The organism is Azospirillum sp. CT11-132, from assembly GCF_047302835.1.
Lineage (GTDB): Bacteria > Pseudomonadota > Alphaproteobacteria > Azospirillales > Azospirillaceae > Azospirillum.
In genome coordinates this window covers 1,793,727-1,814,682 of record NZ_JBGLZA010000003.1, presented here as the reverse complement: position 1 = coordinate 1,814,682, position 20,956 = coordinate 1,793,727, and the positions used below count along the sequence as shown (strand labels likewise).

Here is a 20,956-nt window from a genome sequence, read left to right as displayed (position 1 = left end):
TGGCTGCGCATCGGTGAACGGGGCAGCATGGTCTCCATCAACGCTCAACGATTGCGGAGCATTTCCCGATGACGACCCTTCCCGCCCGGACCCTGCGCCAGATCGTCGGCGCGCCGAGCACGCCCAGCCCGCTCGACAAGGCCGTGCTTGTGCTGATCGATCTGCAGCGCGAATACACCGACGGCGCCCTGCGGCTGTCGGGCGTCGATGCGGCGGTGGAGCAGGCGGCGGAGTTGCTGGCCCTTGCCCGCGCCAACGGCGTGCCGGTGATCCACATCGTCCATCACACTGCGGCGGGCGCGCCGGTGTTCGACCCGACCGGGCCGATGGCGGAGATCGTCCCGGCGGTCGCCCCGCGCGACGGCGAGCCGGTGATCGTCAAGAAACTCGCCAATGCCTTCGCCGGGACGGACCTGCAGACGGTGGCGCGCGATACCGGGCGGACGGAGATGATCGTCGCCGGCTTCATGACCCACAACTGCGTCAGCAGCACCGCGCGGTCGGCGGTGGATCATGGCTGGCGGGTGACGGTCGTGGCGTCGGCCACCGCCACCCGCGACCTGCCGGACGGCAAGGGCGGGGTGGTGCCGGCGGCCGACATCCAGCGCGGGGTGTTGACCGGCCTGTCCGACAGCCTCGCCACCGTGGTTGAGGATGCGCGGGCCTGGGGGTGAGCGAGAGACGGGGGCGCGGTCGGCGCCCCCGCCGCATTCTTACTTCTTGTCGGCCTTCCAGTAGTAGTTGGTGTCGAAGCTCGGCCCCCAGACGAGGCCGGTGACGTTCTTGCGCTCCGCAACCATCTCCGTCTGCTGGAACATGATGACGAAGGGCGAGTCGGCCAGGACCGAGCGCTGAAGCTCCTCGTACATCTTGGCGCGCTTGGCGCTGTCGCGTTCCTCGACCGCGGCGGCGGTCTTCTTGGTCAGTTCCGGAATGTCCCAGGCGTTGCGCCAGGCCAGCGGCTTCGACTTGGCGTCGTCGCTGTTGTCGGGGTTGGAGGCGAAGGTGTCGGCGTTGGAGTTCGGATCCTGGTAATCCGCGCCCCACTGCTGGATCATCAGTTCATGGTTGCGGGCGCGGAACTTGGTCAGCACCTGCTTGCCGTCGCCGGGAATGATCTCGATCTTCACGCCGGCCTTGGCGGCGCTGGCCTGGATCGCCTGGGCCATGTCCTGGGTCGGGTTGGTGTTGCGCACGTCCATGCTGACGGTGAAGCCGTCGGGATAGCCGGCCTTCGCCAGCAGTTCCTTCGCCTTGGCCGGATCGTACTTGTAGGGGTTGTCGTTGACGGCGCCCAGGAAGCCCTTGGGCAGGAAAGCCTGATGGACGGCGCCGATGCCGTTCATGATGGAGCCGGCCATGCCGTCGTAATCGACCAGATACTTGAAGGCCTCACGCACCTCGGGCTTGGCCAGGGCGGGGACCTTCTGGTTCAGGCTGAGATACCACAGCGTGCCCTTCGGCGCCTGGACCAGACGGATGGCGTCGCCGGACTTCAGCGGTTCGAACTGCTCCGGCTTCAGGTTGCGCGCGACGTCGACGTCGCCCTTCTCCAGCAGCAGGCGCTGGGTCGCCGGTTCCGCGATGTGGCGGATCAGCACGCGCTTCAGCTTCGGCGCGCCGCGCCAGTATTTCGTGTTAGCGTCGAAGGTCAGCAGCTCGCTCGGCTTCCACTGCTTCAGGATGAAGGGACCGGAGCCGGCTGAGTTGGTCTTCAGCCAGCCGGCGCCGAAATCGCCGTCCTTCTCCTTGCTCTTCACCAGCTTGGAATCGATGACCGACGCGACATCGGCGGTCAGGCAGTAGAGCACGAAGGTGGGGGCATAGGCCTTGTCGGTGGTGAAGACCAGCGTCTTCGGATCGGTGGCGCGCACCATCTGGTCGACATTGTCCGGCGTCAGGCCGAACTGGGTCAGGATGAAGGCCGGACCCTTGTTCATCTTCACCGCGCGGGCGAAGGACCATGCCACGTCGTTGGCGGTCAGCGGGTTGCCGGAATGGAAATTGATGCCGTCGCGGATCTTGAAGGTGAAGGTCTTGCCGTCCGGCGACACGGTCCAGCTTTCGGCAACCTCGCCCTCGATCTTGCTGACGTCGTTGACGTCGAAATGGATCAGGCGGTCATAGACCTGGGCGCTGTATTCCGCGCCCGACAGCTCGAAGATCTCACCGGGGTCGAGGCTGACGATGTCGTCGAACTGCCACGCCATCACCAGCGAGTCCTTGGGCGTGGCGGCGATGGCCGGGCCGGCGAGGCTGACGAGGGCGAGAGCGGCGGCGCCGAGAACGGTCTGGGCAATAAGGCCGCGCTTGAAGCTGGTCATCCGTGAAGTCTCCCTGGAGGCCCGTTCGGGCACTGTTGAAGTGTGAATCTTCCTGCTGCCTTCCCCGGTATGTCAATCCGGCAGATTGGCCGTTTTCGTTCCGCCCAATTCCGTGCCGCCGTTTCCAGCCGGGACGGGTTGCAATTCGTGGGGAAAGCGCCTAGCTCCTATCGCCCCCCGGCACCATTCTTGTATTCGCGGACATTCGGCAGAAGGAAACCACCGTCATGGGCTATACCGTCGCGGTCATCGGCGCCACCGGCAATGTCGGGCGCGAGATCCTGCAAACGCTGGCCGAGCGGAAGTTCCCGGCCGACAAGGTCATCGCTCTAGCCTCGGAAAAGTCGATCGGCCAGGAGGTGTCCTATGGCGAGGACGACATCCTCAAGGTCCAGGATCTCAACAAGTTCGACTTCCATGGCGTGGACATAGTGCTGTCTTCGCCCGGCGCAAAGGTGTCGGCCGTCCATGTGCCGCGCGCCGCCGCCGCCGGTGCCATGGTGATCGACAACACCTCGCACTTCCGCATGGACCCCGACGTGCCGCTGGTGGTGCCGGAGGTGAACCCGGAGGCGCTGGTCGGCTATCGCAAGCGCGGCATCATCGCCAACCCCAACTGCTCCACCATCCAGATGGCGGTGGCGCTGAAGCCGCTGCACGACCGCTACAAGATCCGCCGCGTCGTGGTGTCGACCTACCAGTCGGTGTCGGGCGCCGGCAAGGAGGCGATGGACGAGCTGTTCACCCAGACCCGCGCCATCTTCGTCAACGACCCCATTACCAAGAGCGTCTTCCCCAAGCAGATCGCCTTCAACGTCATCCCCCAGATCGACGCCTTCATGGAGGATGGCTCCACCAAGGAAGAGTGGAAGATGATGGTGGAGACCAAGAAGATCCTCGATCCCAAGATCAAGGTCGCCGCCACCTGCGTCCGCGTGCCGACCTTCATCGGCCATGCCCTGTCGATCAACATCGAGACGGAGGAGCCGATCAGCGCCGAGGAGGCGCGCATCGTCCTGCGCGCCGCCCCCGGCGTGTCGGTGGTCGACCAACAGACCAGCGACGGTTATGTCACGCCGGTCGAGGTCGCCGGCGACAATCCGGTCTTCGTCAGCCGCATCCGCGACGACTTCACGGTGGAGAACGGCCTGTCCTTCTGGTGCGTCGCCGACAACCTGCGCAAGGGCGCGGCGCTGAACGCCGTGCAGATCGCCGAGCTGCTGGTGCGTGATTACATGGTGGAGTGAGGGGACGGGTGGGGGGCAAACCGCGGATGCTTCCCACCCTCCCAAATTGTCGGTAGGCTGAACCATCCCACCTGACCGGGCGGTTCCGTGCCTCGCATCCTGCCGCTGTTGTGCCTCGTCCTGCTTCTGCTCACCGGGTGCGGCGTCGATGCCGACCAGGACGCACTGTGCCGGAAGCTGATCCCGGCCTTCGACGATGGACCCGTCACCGACCTGTCCACCCGCTCATACGCCGAGGACAAGCGGGTGCTGCGCGTCGATTACCGCAGCGGCGGGCAGGCGCACTGGATCGCCTGCCGCTTCGCCGGCACCTCGATGGAGGAGGGGCGGCGCACCCTGGCCGCGGTAGCCACCGACCGCAACGGCTGGCTGACCGGCATCCGATTCGCCATGCTGCAGCAATGGCTGCGCATCAGGCCGCCGCGCGATGCCGTTGGCGTGGTGGTGGAGGTTCCGCGGGCGCAGCCGACGCGCTGGACGCCCGTCCTGTTCCTGGTCCAGCAAATCATCAACGCCGCCACCGTCGCCTGCGTCTATGGGCTGCTGGCGCTGGGCTACACGCTGGTCTACGCCATCCTCGGCCAGATCAATCTGGCGATGGGGGAGCTGACGATGCTCGGCGCCATGCTGACGGCGATGGCGGCGGCCGGGCTGGGCATGGCCGGCTGGGCGACATGGCCGCCGGCCCTGCTGGGCGTGCTGGTGCTGGTGATGGGCTTCACCGCGGTGCAGGGCTGGACGATGGACCGGCTGGTCTTCCGCCGCCTGCGCGGGGTGCGCAGCCACACGCCGCTGATCGTCGCGGTGGGGCTGTCCATCGCCTATCAGGAGGGGGTGCGGCTGCTGCACGGCGCGCGTGACTGGTGGCCGGCGCCGGTGCTGACCGGGCGCTTCGACCTGTTGAGCGACGGGGCCTTCACCGTCACCGCGCTGACGGCGCAGCTGGCGATCCTGGTGCTGACCGGCGGGCTTTATGCGGCGCTGTGGGGAATCATGCAGCGCACCGCCTTCGGCCGGGCGCATCGCGCCTGCACCGATGACATCGCGGCGGCGGAGTTGGTGGGGGTGGACGTCAACCGGACGATTGCGGCGACCTTCGCCATCGGCGGCGGCCTGGCCGCGGCTGCGGGGGCGGTGATCGCGCTGTATTACGGCGGGGTGAACTTCTTCACCGGCTATCTGATCGGCTTCAAGGCGCTGGCCGCGGCGGTGGTCGGCGGCATCGGCTCGGTGCCGGGGGCGATGCTGGGCGGCGCCCTGCTGGGGCTGGTGGAGACCTTCTGGTCGGCCTATTTCGCGCTCGCCTACAAGGACATCGTGGCATTCGGGCTGCTGACGCTGTTCCTGATCTACCGGCCGCAGGGATTGATGGGGCAGGCGCGGGGCAGGGGCGATTAGGCGGGAGGTGGCGGCCGGCGGCTCAAGGCCCCGGCCGGCACCGTGACCGTCCTTACCCCACCTTCACCAGCGCATGCCGCTTCTTGCCGGCGCTGAGCTTGACCACGCCGTCGGCGTTCAGGTCCGCCGCCGTCGCCTTCGCCGCCTCGTCGGCGATCGGCCCGTCGTTCAGCTTGGCTCCGCCGCCCTTGATGAGGCGCCGGGCCTCGCCCTTCGATGCCGCCAGACCCGCCGACACCAGCAGGTCGACCACCGGCAGCCCGGCTTCCAGATCGGCACGGGAGACCTCGATGCTGGGCAGACCCTCGGCCGCGGCCCCTTCCTCGAAGGCGCGACGCGCGGTCTCGGCGGCCTCCAGCGCGGCCTCCTCGCCATGGGCGAGCTTGGTCACCTCGTTGGCGAGGATCTTCTTGGCCTCGTTGATCTCGGCGCCCTGCAGGCTTTCCAGCCGGGCAACCTCGTCCAGCGGCAGTTCGGTGTAGAGGCGCAGGAAGCGGCCGACGTCGGCATCCTCGGTGTTGCGCCAGTACTGCCAGAAATCATAGCTGCTGAGCTTGTCGGCGGTCAGCCACACCGCACCCGCCGCCGTCTTGCCCATCTTGGCGCCGGAGGAGGTGGTCAGAAGCGGCGTGGTCAGGCCGAACAGCTCCGCCCCGTCGGTGCGGCGGCCGAGTTCGACGCCGTTGACGATGTTGCCCCACTGGTCCGACCCGCCCATCTGCAGCGTGCAGCCGTAGCGCCGCTTCAGCTCCACGAAGTCGTAGGCCTGGAGGATCATGTAGTTGAATTCCAGGAAGGTCAGCGGCTGTTCACGCTCCAGTCGCAGCTTGACCGATTCGAAGGTCATCATCCGGTTGATGGTGAAATGCCGGCCGATGTCGCGCAGGAGCGGGATGTATTTCAGCTCGTCCAGCCAGTCGGCGTTGTTCGCCATCACCGCGTCGGTCGGCCCACCCATTGTTCCTTCAGGGGCGAAGGTCAGGTAACGGCCGAAGATGCGCTTGATGCCCGCCATGTTGTTGCCGATGACCTCGTCGGTCAGCAACTGGCGCGCCTCGTCCTTGCCCGACGGATCGCCGATCTTGGTGGTGCCGCCGCCCATCAGGACGATCGGCTTGTGGCCGGTCTTCTGCAGCCAGCGCAGCATCATGATCGGCAGCAGGCTGCCGACATGCAAGCTGTCGGCGGTGCAGTCGAAGCCGATATAGGCGACGATCGGTCCCTTCGCCGCACGCTCGTCCAGCGTGGCGAGGTCGGTGCACTGGTGGATGAACCCGCGCTCCTGAAGGGTGCGCAGGAACTCCGAAGAGGGAGCCGAGGGGGTGGTCGTCGTCATGGCCGCAATCCGGCTGTCGTTGAAATGAAGGGCGGGCCCGCCGGCCGGGAGAGGTCGGAGAATTCCCGCGGTCTGTTACCACGGAACGGCCCCTGCCTCAATGCGGCGGCCGGATCGCCGCCGGATCGCTGTGGGGGAACCGGTGCCGCTGTCGGCCTGTTCTCCGGCTCAAGCATCGCTGCGCTGCCGCAAGTCAAATCCCACAAATGAAGCCTGGGAATTCGCAAGTTTCCTCGTCAGTCGCAATTGACATTGATTCGCAAGACAGACCTGCCGCCTTGTCTGTATTTTAGGCAGTTCGCCCCTGCGTCAATTGATAGTGACTATCAACTACATCTTTGTTTCGGCGGGATATTTTTATTGTGCGAGTCCTTCGTCTGTGACAAGGTGCGACAAATTATCCATTCAGGAGCATCCCACCATGCAAGGCGATCAAGGGGTCCTGGACCGTTTGAACAAGCTGCTCACCGGCGAGCTGAGCGCGGCCGACCAGTATCTGTCCCACGCGCGCAGCATGGAGGACATGGGCCTCAAGGCGCTCGCCGAGCGCATCTCGCACGAGCGGGAAGAGGAGCTTGAGCATGCCGACAAGCTGATCCGCCGCATCCTGTTCCTGGAAGGCACGCCCGACGTCGCCAGCCGCGACCCGATTCACATCGGCAAGACCGTTCCGGAAATGATGCGGAACGACCTGAACCTCGAATATGAGGTGGTGGCCGCCCTGAAGGAGGCAATCGCCTATTGCGAGCAGGTGAAGGATTACGACACCCGCCGCATCCTGCTGGAACTGCTGGTCGACACGGAAGAAGACCATGCCCACTGGCTGGAGCAGCAGCTTGGCCTGATCGACATGCTCGGCGTGCAGAATTACCTGCAGTCGGCCATGGGCGGCTTCCCGAGCTGAGAGGGGGACGGACCATGAAGGGCAACAGCGACGTCATCGCCCAGCTGCAGATCGTCCTGAAGGACCAGCTGACGCAGATCAACCAGTATTTCCTGCACGCCCGCATGCTGAAGAACTGGGGCGTCAAGGCTCTGGGCAAGTGGGAGTATCACGCCTCCATCGAGGTGATGAAAAGCGCGGACGAGATCATCGAACGCATCCTGTTCATCGAGGCGATCCCCAACCTCCAGGACCTCGGCAAGCTGCGCATCGGCGAGGACGTGCCGGAAATCCTGGCCAGCGACCTCGCCGCCGAGCGCGAGGCCCGCGACCGCATCGCCAACGCCATCGCCGTGTGCGAGCAAAAGGCCGACTACGTGTCGCGCGACGAGCTGTCCGAACTGCTGGAGGAGTCGGAAGAGCGCATCGACTATCTGGAAACCCAGCTGAGCCTGATCGACGACATCGGCCTGCCGAACTACATCCAGTCGGCGATGGGCGAGTTCAAGGACTGAGCAACCGTCTTAATGACGAAACGTGCTTGAACCGGATGTGCTCCGCGTCAAGGCTCGCGCGGACGCGCGCCCGCCCTTCGGGCGGCTGCGGCCTTGACCCGTCCGCGCACCCGGTTCATTGGGTTTGGCATGGGGTCGGCGGCGAGCGCCGACCGCCGGCATCGTCAGGCGGTTTTGATCTCCCAGGTCCGTCCCTTTGCGAGCATAGCGTTGAGGCGGACGATCAGCTTGTGCATGCAGGCGACGAGAGCCAACTTCGGCGGCTTTCCGCGCTTGGTCAGTTGGGCATAGTGGTCGGCGATCACGCCGGTGGTATGGAGGGCTGCGACGGCGGCGGCCATGTAGAGGATTCGCCGAACATCGGGGCGGCCGCCACCGATACGACGGCGGCCATGCGCTTGCCCGCTGTCATGATCGAAGGGCGCAACGCCGACCAGGGCGGCGACCTTCCGACCGGTCGTGTGGCCCAGTTCCGGGAGCAAAGCGGCGAGGCCGATCGCCACCACCGGTCCGACCCCGGGAGCAGTCTGGAGCGCAGCCACGGTTTCAGCCATCACCGGCACGGTGGCGAGCGTGCGCTCGATCGCGGCTTCCAGCGTGGTCAGCGCCTCGGTCAAAGCGTCAATGGCCTCTTCCAGCGCCGCTTTGGCTGCTGCCGGAGCGGAGATCAAGGCGCGGCGCAGATCGCCTCGCTTGTCGACGAGCAGACGACGCGCCTTTACCAAGCCGGCCAATTCCTCGCGGGTCGGATCCACCGGCGTGGCGGTCGACGCAGCCCCGGAGGCGGTGAAGGCCGCGATCAGGGCGGCGTCGATGGTATCGTTCTTGGCCCGCCGCCCCATGGCTTTTGCATAAAAACGCACGCGTGCCGGATCAAACACCCGCACCGACAAGCTCGCCGCGCGCAACGCATCACGGACCGGCCGCTCGTAGCCGCCGCTGGCCTCGATGCCGACATCCGTGATCCCTCGATGAGCCAACCACGCCGCCAGTTCCTGATGCCCAGAAGGCGTGTTGGCGACTTGGATCGTGTCACCGGTGGCGGAAACCGCCACATCCAAAAAGCGCTTGCCGCAGTCAATACCAGCGGCCATCTCGATGGTGGACATCCTTGCTGTTCCTTCCTTGTGGTGCGGGCTCGAGCCCAAGCAACCGTTCGGACTTCAAGGAAGGGCTGACCGCCTCCGAGCTCAGTCACGGCCTGTCCGCCAAGGTGATTGCGGGGTCGGTCAGCCCAGACGGCCCGCCAATGGCGGGCCGTCTGGGCATCAATTTAGGACTTTCCCACGACACAAGGGGGTTTGGGGCGTCGAAGCTTTGCGACGTTAGACCCCCACCTTAATCCTCCCCCGCTGGGCGGGGGAGGAGACTGGTGCTTGTGCGGGAGAGTAGCGGCAGTCCCTCCCCCGCCCAGCGGGGGAGGTTAGGTGGGGGTCTAACTCCCCTCAATAGTCGCGCCCCCTCAAACCCGCCCCAAAATCTCCTCCGCCAGCGCCTGCATCTCCGCAGCCGCTTGCGTCTTGCGCGCGGCCTCCGTCACCGACAGGCCGGTCATCAGCGTGCCGGCATAGGCGGTGCGATTGCCGACCTGCGCCGCCGCCAGCTCCACCGCCGGCGGGGCGACCAGGTCATGCACCTTGGCGATCAGTTCGTCGGCGATGCGGGCGCGTGGCGGCACGCGGTTCAGCACCAGCAGCAGCCGGCGCTTCTCCTGTGCCGCCAGATCGATGGTCGGATGGACCGCCCACAAATCCATCGGGCTCGGCTGCACCGGGGCGATCACCAGCGTGGCGGCACGGACGGCGATGCGCGCCTCGGTCTGGGCATGGGGCGGGCTGTCGATGACCACGATGTCGTGGGCGCGCGCCAGCTTCTCCACCTCCGCCTGGGTGCGCCAGCCGGTGATCTGCACATGGGTGAAGCCGGGCTGCCCGCCGGTCGCCTCGGCCCGCACGGCGTGCCAGCGGGTCAGGCTGCCCTGCGGGTCGATGTCGACGGTGGCGACCTTGTACCCGAGCTGAGTCCAGGCGATGGCGAGGTGGGCGGCCAGCGTGGTCTTGCCGGCGCCGCCTTTCTGCTGCGCCACGGTGAAGACCTTGCCCGTCATGCCCGCACCCATCATGTTGTGTTCGGTGATTGCGCATCCCCCTCATAACCTTGGGCATGGCACCGGTGCAACCGCGCGAATTGACACCGGTGCTGCACTGGCTAGAAAGACGCCGTGACCGACCATTCCGCACCCGATACCGGTGAGAAGCGCCCGGCGCTGATCCCGGCCACCCCCGCCGGCATCAATCGCGCGGCCGAGCTGCTGCGCGCCGGCCGTCTGGTCGCCTTCCCGACCGAGACGGTCTATGGCCTGGGCGCCGACGCCACCGACGACCGCGCCGTGGCGGCCATATTCGCCGCCAAGGGCCGGCCGCAGTTCAATCCGCTGATCGTCCATGTGCCCGATCTGGTCGCCGCCCACTCCTGGGGCCTGTTCGACGACCGCGCCCACGATCTGGCGACGCAGTTCTGGCCCGGCCCGCTGACCATGGTGGTGCCGCGCCCGGCCAATTCCGCCCTGTCGCTGCTGGTCAGCGCCGGGCTGGACAGCATCGCCATCCGCGTGCCCAACCACCCGGTGGCGCAAGCGATCCTGCGCGCCGTCGGCAAGCCGATCGCCGCGCCCAGCGCCAACCGCTCCGGCGCCGTCAGCCCGACCACGCCGCATCATGTGCTGGAAAGCCTGGGCGACCGGGTCGACGCCATCGTCACCGGCGGCAAATGCATGGTCGGCCTTGAGTCCACCGTCATCGACCTGACCGGCCCGGAAGCCGTGCTGCTGCGCCCCGGCGCCGTGCTGCCCGACGAGATGGAGCGGCTGATCGGCCCGATCCGCCTGTCGGCCGGCGACCCGACGGCGCCGAAATCGCCCGGCCAGCTGGAAAGCCACTACGCCCCGAATGCGGCGGTGCGCCTCAACGCATCGTCGGCTGAGGAGGACGAGGCTTTCCTGACCTTCGGCCCCGACCGCTTCGTCTTCGGCGGCACCACCCGCCTGAACCTGAGCCTGGAAGGCGACTTGAACGAGGCGGCGGCCAACCTGTTCTCGCACCTGCGCAGCCTGGACCAGAGCGGCGCCAAGCGCATCGCCGTGATGCCGATCCCGGAGGTGGGTCTCGGGATGGCGATCAACGACCGCCTGCGCCGTGCCGCCGCCCCGCGCAGCTAAATCCTGCCGTGGCGGCTGGTCTGCGCAACAGGTGCATGGAAATGGGGGCGGCTAGATTGTAGAAGTGTCGCGTTTCATTGCGACACCTCCACCTGCCGGACCTCAAGCGCCATGACCAACATCGCCGCCGCCCTCGACCAGATCCGCGCCATCGTCGGCCCGTCCGGCATCCTCACCGACGCCGCCGACATGGCTCCCTACCTTGCGGAGTGGCGCGGGCGCTTCAAGGGCAACAGCCCGGCGGTGGTCCGCCCGGCCAGCACCGAGGAGGTCGCGGCGGTCGTCAAGGTCTGCGCCGAGGCCGGCATCCCCATCGTCCCGCAGGGCGGCAACACCAGCCTCGTCGGCGGCTCCATCCCGTATGAGGAGGGGCGCGAGATCGTGCTGAGCCTGTCGCGCATGAACCGCATCCGCGACATCGACACGCTGAACTACACCATGACGGTGGAGGCCGGCGTGGTGCTGACCAGCATCCAGGAGGCCGCGGCCGACGCCGACCGCCTGTTCCCGCTCAGCCTGGGGGCGGAGGGCACGGCGCAGATCGGCGGCCTGATCTCCACCAACGCCGGCGGCATCAACGTCCTGCGCTACGGCAACACCCGCGACCTCGTGTTGGGGCTGGAGGTGGTTCTGGCCGACGGCCGCGTCTGGGACGGCATGCGCCGGCTGCGCAAGAACAACACCGGCTACGACCTGAAGAACCTGTTCGTCGGCGCCGAAGGCACGCTGGGCATCATCACCGCCGCGGTGCTGAAGCTGTTCCCGCGCCCGCGCCAGTCGATCACCGCCTTCGTCGCCGTGCCGAGCCCCGCCGCCGCCATCGAGCTGCTGGCCCGCCTGCGCGCCGCCTCCGGCGATGCCGTGTCGGCTTTCGAGCTGATGTCGCGCCGCTGCCTGGATTTCGCCCTGAAACACGTCGCCGGCACCATCGACCCGCTGTCGGAGCCGTCGCCCTGGTATGTCCTGACCGAGCTGACCGCCGGCACACAGTCCGACGCCTTCCAGGAGACGGTGGAGACCGCGCTGGGCGAGGCGTTCGAGGCCGAGCTGGCGACCGACGCCACGCTGGCCCAGTCGGACGCCCAGGCCAAGCAGCTGTGGTTCATCCGCGAGGCCATCGTCGAAGCGCAGAAGTTCGAAGGCGGCTCGATCAAGAACGACGTGTCGATCCCGGTCTCCCGCGTCGCCGAGTTCATTGAACTGGCCGAAGCCGCGGTGGCGAAGGCCTGCCCCGGCATCCGCCCGACCCCCTTCGGCCATGTCGGCGACGGCAACATCCACTTCAACCTCAGCCAGCCCGAGGGCGCCGACACCAAGGCCTATCTCGACCGCTGGGACGAGATCTGCCACGTCGTCAACGAGGTGATCTTCAAGCTCGACGGTTCGATCTCCGCCGAACATGGCGTCGGCCGCTTCAAGAAGGACGAGATGCCGGTCATCAAGGGTCCGGTGGAGTTCGACATGCTGCGCGCCATCAAGGCGACGCTGGACCCCAAGGGCCTGCTGAACCCCGGCAAGATGCTTCCCTGAACACCCCCCTCACCGGCCGCCCGCGTCATAATATTGCGGGGGACAGGCTTGCGGCGAAAGACGTATGGCCGCGCTTGTCCCCGGCGCGACACAAGGCTATGGTGCGGCCTCCGATTGTTCTGCGCCTGTCGTACCGCGAGAGAGAGTTTTTCCGATGTCCAAGCCGCGCACTCTGTTCGACAAGATTTGGGACAGCCACGTCGTGCATCGCCAGGACGACGGCACCTGCATCCTCTATATCGACCGTCATCTGGTCCATGAAGTGACCAGCCCGCAGGCGTTCGAAGGACTGCGCGTTGCCGGCCGCAAGGTGCGGCGTCCGGAAGCCACTCTCGCCGTGCCCGACCACAATGTCCCCACCACCGACCGCTCCAAGGGCATCACCGAGGAGGAAAGCCGGATCCAGGTGGAGACGCTCGACAAGAACGCCCGCGACTTCGGCGTCCGCTATTTCCCGATGGACGACGTCCGCCAGGGCATCGTGCACATCGTCGGTCCGGAACAGGGCTTCACCCTGCCCGGCGCCACCATCGTCTGCGGCGACAGCCACACCGCCACCCACGGTGCGTTCGGTGCGCTGGCCTTCGGCATCGGCACGTCGGAGGTGGAGCATGTGCTGGCCACCCAGACCCTGCTGCAGAAGCCGGCCAAGAACATGCTGATCCGCGTGGACGGCAAGGTGAACCCGGGCGTCACCGCCAAGGACATCGTGCTGGCCATCATCGGCAAGATCGGCACCGCCGGCGGCACCGGCTACGTCATCGAATTCGCGGGTGAAGCCATCCGCGACCTGTCGATGGAAGGCCGCATGACCGTCTGCAACATGGCGATCGAAGGCGGCGCCCGCGCCGGCCTGATCGCCCCGGACGAGAAGACCTTCGCCTACGTCCAGGGCCGCGCCCTGGCTCCGAAGGCCGGCGCCTGGGAGCAGGCCGTCCAGTACTGGAAGACGCTGCCGTCGGACGAGGGCGCGGTCTATGACGCCACCGTCGTGCTGAACGCCGCCGACATCGTCCCGCAGGTCACCTGGGGCACCAGCCCGGAAGACGTGCTGCCGATCACCGCGACCGTGCCGAACCCGGCCGAGATCGCCGATGCCGGCAAGCGCGCCGCCGTCGAGCGCTCGCTCGCCTACATGGGCCTGACTCCCGGCCAGCCGCTGACCGAGGTGAAGGTGGACACCGTCTTCATCGGCTCCTGCACCAACGGCCGCATCGAAGACCTGCGCGCCGCCGCCGAGGTCGCCAAGGGCCGCAAGGTCGCCGAGGGCGTGCGCGCCCTGGTGGTCCCCGGTTCGGGTCTGGTCAAGGAGCAGGCCGAGGAAGAGGGTCTGGACAAGATCTTCACCGAGGCCGGCTTCGAGTGGCGCGAGCCCGGCTGCTCCATGTGCCTGGCGATGAATGCCGACCGCCTGGCTCCGGGCGAGCGCAGCGCCTCGACCTCCAACCGCAACTTCGAAGGCCGTCAGGGCCGCGGCGGCCGCACCCACCTCGTCAGCCCGGCGATGGCCGTGGCGGCGGCGGTGACCGGCCATCTGGCCGACGTCCGCGCTCTGTAAGACTGTACTGTAAGGTAAAGTTGCTGGAGGGGCAGGCTCGGGGTTCTCCCCCCGATCCTGCCCCTTTTGCATGAAGCAACGCTTGGTACTGGTGCGGCGGGCTGCCGCCTCAGCGCGTATGCGCCTCCGGCGGCGCCTTGGTGTCCGGCATCGGCGTGCCGTCGCCGCCCAGGAAGAACAGGTTGCGCAGGAAACCCGGCGCCAGCACCGCCAGCGGGTTGACCGACACGTCGGGATCGGACAGCGGTCCCTGCACATGCCAGGTGGCGGAGAAGATGCCCTGACCCTCGCCGCCGCTGAGGATGTCGCCCAGCAGCGGGATCTGGCCGATCAGGCGGTTCAGGCCATAGACCGGGACGATGGTGCCCTGCAGGTTGGCGGTTTCCGTTTCCAGATCGATCTGACCCTCCAGCGTCAGGCCGAGCGCCGAGCCCGAGGTGCGCAGATCCTTAAGATTCAGCAGCCGGCCCTCCTTGCGGAAGTCAGCCACCATGCGGCCGAATGCGATGCCCTTGCCGCCGCCCAGCAGCTCAGCAAATCCTGATGGCGAGATGGCATTCAGGATGCGGGCCAGCGCAGGAACGTCGATCAGCGTGTAATCGCGGATCTCGGCCTTGCCGACGATGGCGGCGTCGGCCCGCGGCTCCGCCGACCGGCCGGTCAGGGTCAGCCGGCCGCCGCGCATGCGGTCGTTCAGATCCATCGCCTGCAGGGCGGAGCCGAGATCGTCGGCAGTGATGGCGAGGTCGTAGATGCCCTGCGGACCCGGCCGCCATTTCATCGACACGCCGCCGCCTTCGCTGCGGCCGGTGAGGTCCAGCAGGGTCCAGGCGGTGGCGTTCCGCCGCATGGCTCCCGAGACCTGCCGCAGCCGCCGGCCCTCGCCGAACACCACCGAATCGAACTTGATGGTGACGTCCAGCGGCGTCTTGCGGCCGTCGTCGGTGGGGGAGGGCGGCTTCTTGGGCGGGGGCGCGACGGCGCCCTCGCCGGACGGCGTCTTGCCGGTCAGGCCGCGGGCATCCAGGCTGGCGCCGGTGATGGTGCCGGCATAGCCGCCGGACGGACCGCCCGGCTTGGCGGGAGGCAGCACGGTCAGGTCAGCGCGCAGATCGGTCTGGCCCAGCTTGAAGCTGGGGGTCTGCACCCGCGCCACCCGCTTGCCGCCGTCGGCCAGCTCCAGATTGGTGACGCTCTTCAGGCCGCCGGCGTCGATGGTCAGGTTGCTGATGCGGGTGGGGCGGTCCTTGTCGAACTCCAGCGTCAGCTTGCCGGTGCCGGGCTTGCCGGGGGGCTTGGCCCAGCCCAGTTCCTCGATCGACAGCCGGGTCTTCTCCAGGTTCAGGTTGCCGGTCAGCAGCAGCTTGTGCTTGCGGTCCACCGTGAACAGGATGTCGGCGCCGAAGGGACCCTGCACCCGGTCTTCCAGGTCGATGCCGTGGGCGCGCAGATCGTCGGCGGTGGCGTCGCCCTTCACGGCGATGCGGGTGCGCGGACCCTTGGCGGCGCTGTCGAAGGACTCGTTCCAATCGACGGTGACGGGAATGCCGTCCAGCCTGGTGGCGCCCTTGATCTGCATCGCCTTGAGGTCGAGCGCCAGCGACAGCTCGCCGTCGGTGGCGTTCAGCCCGGCCGCGACCTTCTCCACCGCCACCTTGTGCAGCTTGCCGGTGACGTCCAGCTCCAGCTGCTCCACCTTCAGGTCGGCCAGCAGGGGGAAGGCGAAATGCAGCTGCGCGTCGGCGGTGCCCTGGGTGCGCTTCGGGTCCATCTCCAGCTTGGTCGGATAGCCCAGCGGCGGCATGTCGATCAGGGTCAGGATGGAGCGCACCGGACCCTGGACCGGCAGGCGGATGTCCATCGTCTCCTTGCCGATGTCCAGCCCGCCGATCACCACCTTGCCGTCGCCGACCTCGATGTCGCCGGATTTCGGGTCGGCGATCCGGCCGCCCTTGGTCAGGACGGTGAAGGTCTTGCCGTCGGTCGTCGCCTCCAGCCCGGCGCCGGTGACCGGCGTCAGGTCGTGGAAATAGCGGACACTGATGTCCTGCCCGGCCATGGTGGCGAGGAAGCGCGTCTGTTCGGGCGGTCCCGACCCGTCGAGCGGTACCGAAAGGTCCACCTCCGCCCGCGCCTCCGTCACCGTTCCATGCGACAGGTTCCGGGTCACCCATTCCCGCGCGTTGGGGCCGGCGACGGTGGGCCAATAGCGGTGCAGCTCGTCCAGCGCCACGCCGCGGGCAGCCGCCTGCGCCTCCACCGCCATGCGGTCGCCCTGGCGGAGCGCGGTGCCGCTGGCCTCCACCTTCGGCTGAGGCCCGCCGGCGTCGCCCAGCACCGCGTTCAGCCCGTCCAGTTCGACGCGGTCGCGGTCGCCATGCAGGCGCAGCCGCGCCGACTCGATCGGCAGCGGCCCCTCGAACAGGTCCGGGCGAAGCAGATGCCCGCGCCCGGCGGCGATGTCGGCCTTGCCGCCGGTCGGCTGAAGCGAGGAGTCGAAGGCGACCTCCACCGTTCCCGACAGCGGCAGGTCGGCAGCCTTCAGCGGCGCCAGCAGCGGGGCGAGGCCGGCGACGGCGGCGGGGGTGAAACCGGTCAGCCGCGCGGTCGCCCGGCCGCCCTTGTCCGGCCCCTGCCGTCCCGACAGCTCCAGCCCGGCGGTGCGGCCCCCGGCGGTCAGCGACAGGGCGGCCTGCAGGTCGCGCCCCTCATCGGTCTCCACCAGCTCGCCCCGGCCGCTCAAGGCCAGCGCTTCGCCGCCATCCGCCGCGTCCAGCGACAGATCGTCGATCCGCAGCCGCCGGCCCGGCACGTCCAGGCTGCCGCGCAGCTCCAGGCTCCGCACCGCGACCGGCTCCGGCCGCAGGGCGGCGGGAAGGGCGATGCTGCCGCTGCCGCCGCGCAGGTTCAGATCGACCGTCATCGGTTCGAAGCGCGGGTCGAGCCGCGCCGTGACCGTGCCGGACAGCGGCAGCTTCACCGCCGACAGCGGCGCCATTGCCGGCCCGACCTCCGCCAGCGCCGCCGGTTCCAGCCCGTCGACGGACAAGGTCAGGTCGGTGGTGGCGTCGGCGATGCTGTAATGGCCGGTGGCGGCGACGGTCACCGCCTGGGGCGTCCCCGTTCCGCCGGTATTGCCGAGGTCCAGCGTGACGCGGGCGCGGCCCTGGGCGCCCTGGGAGTCGCGGGTCAGCACGATGTCGGCGCGCGTGGCGTGCCAGGACAGGTCGAGCATGCGGTTCTCGACCCGCAGGTCAGCACCGACCACCGACAGCCGGCGCAGCAGACCAAGGGGCCGGTCGATGTCGGGCGGGCGGCGCAGGCTGTCCAACGCCTCGTCCATCAGGTCGGGGCCGGCATTGTCGGATCTGCCGGCGGATTCGGCGTCGGCCCGCACGTCGAAGGCGAGGCCGCCGTCGGCGCGGCGCAGCACGGTCAGGCGCGGCCGGACCAGATCCAGGCGCGTCGGCGACAGCGTGCCGCGGAACAGGGCCGGAATGGAGAAGCCGATGCCCATCTCCGGCACCGCCGCCATCTCCGCCCCCCCGGCATTCAGCGCCTGTACCCGGCGGGCGCGCAGGTCGAGACGCCGTCCGCCGGTGTTCTCAAGCCCGTCCTCGTCCTCCAGCGACAGCACCAGTTCGCCGATGTCGATGTGGAAGCGGCCGTCGCGGTCGCTCAGCGCCTGCTCGACATAGGGGATCAACGGGTCGAGCGCGATCGGCCCCTGCGACAGCCGCCACGCGAACAGCCCGCCGGCCGCAAGCGCCACGGCGCCGACCCCGGTCAGCGTCAGGCCGAGGATCTTCGCGGTGCGGCGGATCATCGGTCACCGTCGGAAAAAGAAGGATAATTGGTCCGATTGACCTTCACGCCCGACACGTGCAGCTTTCTGCCCATGATTTGAGCAGGAAAGACGGTTGCCATGCCCAGCCCCATCGCGTTCTCAAGCCCCTTGCCGAAGCCCTTCGACGCCGCGCAGGCGTCGCTGGGGATGGAGCGCTGGCGCCAGCAGGCCGCCGCGGCGGAGCCAGAGACCCGTGCCTGGGCGGAGGCCTTCGCCGATTCGGAAACCGGCCGGGCGCTGATCGAGGCGGTGTGCGGCAACAGCCCGTATCTCGGCCACAGCCTGACGCGGGAGCTGCCCTTCGTCGCCCGGACGGTGCAGGACGGGTTCGACGACAGCTTCGCCGCGCTGATCGCCGCCCTCCATGCCGAGCATGACGAGGAAAAGTCGATGGACCGGCTGATGGCGGGCTTGCGGGTGGCGAAGCGGCGGGCGGCGCTGCTGATCGCGCTGGCCGACATCGCCGGTGCGTGGCCGCTGTTCCGCGTCACCGGCGCGCTGTCGGAGCTGGCGGAGACGGGGGTCCAGCTGGCCGCGAATTTCCTGCTGCGCCGCGCCGGGGAGGCGGGGACGCTGACGCTGCCGGATCCGCAGCGACCGTGGGTCGGTTCGGGCCTGATCGTGTTGGGCATGGGTAAGCTTGGCGGGCGCGAACTCAACTATTCCAGCGACATCGACCTGATCGTCCTGTACGACGACGCTGTTGTGCAGACGCCCCAGCCGGACAACCTCGCGCGAACCTTCATCAGGCTCGCACGCGATCTTGTCCGCATTATGGATGAACGGACCAAGGACGGCTACGTCTTCCGCACCGACCTTCGGCTTAGGCCGGATCCCGGTGCCACGCCTCTGGCGGTTTCCGTCTCCGCAGCCGAAATTTATTACGGCAGCGTCGGGCAGAACTGGGAACGCGCGGCGATGATCAAGGCGCGCCCCATCGCCGGCGATCCGGAGGCGGGGGCCGCCTTCCTGCGCTTCCTGGAGCCCTTCGTCTGGCGCCGCAACCTGGATTTCGCCGCCATCCAGGACATCCATTCGATCAAGCGCCAGATCAACGCCCACAAGGGCCACCGCGAGGTGACGGTCAACGGCCACGACATCAAGGTCGGCCGCGGCGGCATCCGCGAGATCGAATTCTTCGCCCAGACCCAGCAGCTGATCTTCGGCGGGCGCGACCCGCGCGTGCGCATCGCCCCGACCCTGATGGCGAACGAGGCGCTGCGCGACGTCGGCCGGGTGCCGCCGCAGACGGTGGAGGAGCTTGCCGGGGCCTATCATTTCCTGCGTCGTGTCGAACACCGCATCCAGATGATCGACGACCAGCAGACCCACCGCATTCCCGCCGACGATGCCGGGGTGGCGCATCTGGCGACCTTCCTCGGCTATGACGACCCCGCCGCCTTCCGGGCGGAGCTGCTGGCGACGCTGGGGCAGGTCGAGGACCGCTATGCCGAGCTGTTCGAGGAGGCGCCGTCGCTGTCCGGTCCCGGGAATCTGGTCTTCACCGGCACCGACCCCGACCCCGGCACGGTGGAGACGCTGACGGGCATGGGATTCGCCGATCCGGCGCGCGTCATCAGCGTGGTGTCGGCCTGGCACCGTGGCCGCTACCGCGCCACCCGGTCGGGTCGCGCGCGGGAACTGCTGACCGAGCTGACGCCGGCCCTGCTGAGCGCGCTGGCCAAGACGCCGGCGCCCGATTCGGCGCTGATGAACTTCGACGACTTCCTGGGCAAGCTGCCGGCCGGTGTCGGGCTGTTTTCCCTGTTCGTCGCCAATCCCTGGCTCTTGGAGCTGGTGGCGGAGATCATGGGCATCGCGCCGCAGATGGCGAAGACGCTGTCGCGCAACCCGTCGCTGTTGGATGCCGTGCTGTCGCCGGACTTCTTCGACCCGCTGCCGGGCAAGGAGGACGGGCTGGCCGACGACCATGCCCGCGTCATGGCGGCGGCTCGTGATTTCGAGGATGCGCTTACCCTGTCGCGGCGCTGGACCAACGACCAGCGCTTCCGCGCCGGGGTGCATATCCTGCGCGGCATCACCGACGGCGACCGCTGCGGCGCCTTCCTGGCCGATCTGGCCGACATCGTCGTCCCCGACCTCGCCCGCCGGGTGGAGGAGGAGTTCGCCCAGCGCCACGGCCACATTCCCGGCGGCGCCTGGGTGGTGGTGGCGATGGGCAAGCTGGGCAGCCGGCAGCTGACCATCACGTCGGACATCGACTTGATCGTCATCTATGACGTGGCGCCCGGAGAAGGGCCGCGTCTGTCGGACGGCACCAAGCCGCTGTCGCCCAACGAATATTACATCAAGCTGACCCAGCGCCTGACCAACGCCATCACCGCACCGATGGGCGACGGGCGGCTCTACGAGGTGGACATGCGGCTGCGCCCGTCGGGCAATGCCGGGCCGCTCGCCACCTCGCTGGACGCCTTCCTCAAGTATCAGACCACCGACGCCTGGACCTGGGAGCATATGGCCCTGACCCGCGCCCGGGTGATTGGTGGCGATCCGGCGCTGGCGGACCGCGTGTCGGCGGCGATCCGCTCGGTGCTGACCGCCCCGCGCGATGCCGACCGGCTGCTGTGGGATGTCGCCGACATGCGGCGGCGAATCGAGAAGGAATTCGGGACGACCAACGTCTGGAACGTCAAATACGCCCGCGGCGGCCTGATCGACATCGAGTTCATCGCCCAGTACCTGCAACTGCGCCATGGGCACGAGCGGCCGGACATCCTGCACATCGGCACCGCCAAGGCGCTGGGATGCGCCGCCCGGACGGGGGCGCTGGACCCGGGGGTGGCGGAGGATCTGGAGGCGACGCTGCGGCTGTGGCGGCGGGTGCAGGGCTTCCTGCGGCTGACCACCGCCGGGGTGCTCGACCCCAACCAGGTGTCGCCCAGCCTGCTGGCCGGGCTGGTCCGCGCCGCCTTTCCTGACGAGCGTGAGCCTGGCGGTGTTGACTTCCCGGAACTGGACCACAGAATCCGTGCCGTCGCCGCCCGCGCCCATGGTCATTTCAAGATCCTGGTCGAGGAACCGGCAGGCCGTCTGGCCCCACCCAACACGCCTCCGGCCTGAGAACTCGCTTCGCCGCCGGC

At 68.2% G+C, this 20,956-nt stretch carries 14 protein-coding genes; 9 read left to right on the top strand and 5 right to left on the bottom strand.

The annotated features are described in order from the left end of the window. Positions 1 to 68 precede the first annotated feature (68 nt). Entirely contained in the window at positions 69 to 674 is a 606-nt protein-coding gene (locus ACCD06_RS14405) for a cysteine hydrolase family protein (RefSeq protein ID WP_413341410.1), read from the top strand. Between the two features lie 39 nt (positions 675 to 713). Here the strand turns inward: ACCD06_RS14405 and ACCD06_RS14400 are convergent, their stop codons facing one another. Next, the gene (locus ACCD06_RS14400) at positions 714 to 2,324 is read right to left on the bottom strand and encodes an ABC transporter substrate-binding protein (RefSeq protein ID WP_413341408.1); all 1,611 of its coding nucleotides are present in this window, start codon (positions 2,322 to 2,324) and stop codon (positions 714 to 716) included. A gap of 227 nt (positions 2,325 to 2,551) precedes the next feature. On the opposite strand from ACCD06_RS14400, the gene ACCD06_RS14395 reads away from it, so the two are divergent. Both ACCD06_RS14395 and ACCD06_RS14390 read left to right on the top strand, forming a co-directional pair. Beyond that, entirely contained in the window at positions 2,552 to 3,571 is a 1,020-nt protein-coding gene (locus tag ACCD06_RS14395; protein ID WP_136704522.1) for an aspartate-semialdehyde dehydrogenase, read from the top strand. A gap of 87 nt (positions 3,572 to 3,658) precedes the next feature. After that, entirely contained in the window at positions 3,659 to 4,969 is a 1,311-nt protein-coding gene (locus tag ACCD06_RS14390; RefSeq protein ID WP_413341406.1) for a branched-chain amino acid ABC transporter permease, read from the top strand. A 52-nt stretch (positions 4,970 to 5,021) separates the two neighbouring features. Here ACCD06_RS14390 and tyrS read toward each other — a convergent pair whose 3' ends face one another. Then, positions 5,022 to 6,305, bottom strand: a complete 1,284-nt coding sequence (gene tyrS, locus ACCD06_RS14385; RefSeq protein WP_413341404.1) for a tyrosine--tRNA ligase — start codon at positions 6,303 to 6,305, stop codon at positions 5,022 to 5,024. Positions 6,306 to 6,726: 421 nt separating this feature from the next. On the opposite strand from tyrS, the gene bfr (ACCD06_RS14380) reads away from it, so the two are divergent. Together bfr (ACCD06_RS14380) and bfr (ACCD06_RS14375) are read left to right on the top strand one after the other, a co-directional pair. Then, positions 6,727 to 7,209 (top strand): bacterioferritin, encoded by a 483-nt coding sequence (bfr, locus tag ACCD06_RS14380; protein WP_109150867.1) that lies wholly within the window; start codon positions 6,727 to 6,729, stop codon positions 7,207 to 7,209. A 14-nt stretch (positions 7,210 to 7,223) separates the two neighbouring features. Continuing rightward, positions 7,224 to 7,703, top strand: coding sequence for a bacterioferritin (bfr, locus tag ACCD06_RS14375; protein ID WP_109157014.1), 480 nt, complete (start codon positions 7,224 to 7,226; stop codon positions 7,701 to 7,703). Between the two features lie 164 nt (positions 7,704 to 7,867). Here the strand turns inward: bfr (ACCD06_RS14375) and ACCD06_RS14370 are convergent, their stop codons facing one another. Together ACCD06_RS14370 and parA are read right to left on the bottom strand one after the other, a co-directional pair. Continuing rightward, entirely contained in the window at positions 7,868 to 8,812 is a 945-nt protein-coding gene (locus tag ACCD06_RS14370; RefSeq protein ID WP_413339775.1) for an IS110 family transposase, read from the bottom strand. A gap of 353 nt (positions 8,813 to 9,165) precedes the next feature. After that, positions 9,166 to 9,810 carry a ParA family partition ATPase gene (parA, locus tag ACCD06_RS14365; protein ID WP_109157047.1) on the bottom strand — a complete coding sequence of 215 codons (645 nt, stop codon included), beginning with the start codon at positions 9,808 to 9,810 and terminating at the stop codon, positions 9,166 to 9,168. Positions 9,811 to 9,924: 114 nt separating this feature from the next. On the opposite strand from parA, the gene ACCD06_RS14360 reads away from it, so the two are divergent. The 3 genes from ACCD06_RS14360 (at position 9,925) to leuC (ending at position 14,008) form a co-directional block, all read left to right on the top strand. Continuing rightward, positions 9,925 to 10,920 carry an L-threonylcarbamoyladenylate synthase gene (locus ACCD06_RS14360; RefSeq protein ID WP_109157015.1) on the top strand — a complete coding sequence of 332 codons (996 nt, stop codon included), beginning with the start codon at positions 9,925 to 9,927 and terminating at the stop codon, positions 10,918 to 10,920. A gap of 111 nt (positions 10,921 to 11,031) precedes the next feature. After that, the gene (locus ACCD06_RS14355; protein ID WP_109157016.1) at positions 11,032 to 12,450 is read left to right on the top strand and encodes an FAD-binding oxidoreductase; all 1,419 of its coding nucleotides are present in this window, start codon (positions 11,032 to 11,034) and stop codon (positions 12,448 to 12,450) included. Between the two features lie 154 nt (positions 12,451 to 12,604). After that, entirely contained in the window at positions 12,605 to 14,008 is a 1,404-nt protein-coding gene (leuC, locus tag ACCD06_RS14350; protein WP_109157017.1) for a 3-isopropylmalate dehydratase large subunit, read from the top strand. A gap of 109 nt (positions 14,009 to 14,117) precedes the next feature. Here the strand turns inward: leuC and ACCD06_RS14345 are convergent, their stop codons facing one another. Then, complete coding sequence (locus tag ACCD06_RS14345; RefSeq protein WP_413341399.1) at positions 14,118 to 17,834, bottom strand: AsmA-like C-terminal domain-containing protein; 3,717 nt, start codon at positions 17,832 to 17,834, stop codon at positions 14,118 to 14,120. A 99-nt stretch (positions 17,835 to 17,933) separates the two neighbouring features. Between ACCD06_RS14345 and ACCD06_RS14340 the strand changes: the two genes are divergently transcribed. Further along, positions 17,934 to 20,936, top strand: coding sequence for a bifunctional [glutamine synthetase] adenylyltransferase/[glutamine synthetase]-adenylyl-L-tyrosine phosphorylase (locus ACCD06_RS14340; protein ID WP_413341398.1), 3,003 nt, complete (start codon positions 17,934 to 17,936; stop codon positions 20,934 to 20,936). Positions 20,937 to 20,956 lie beyond the last annotated feature (20 nt).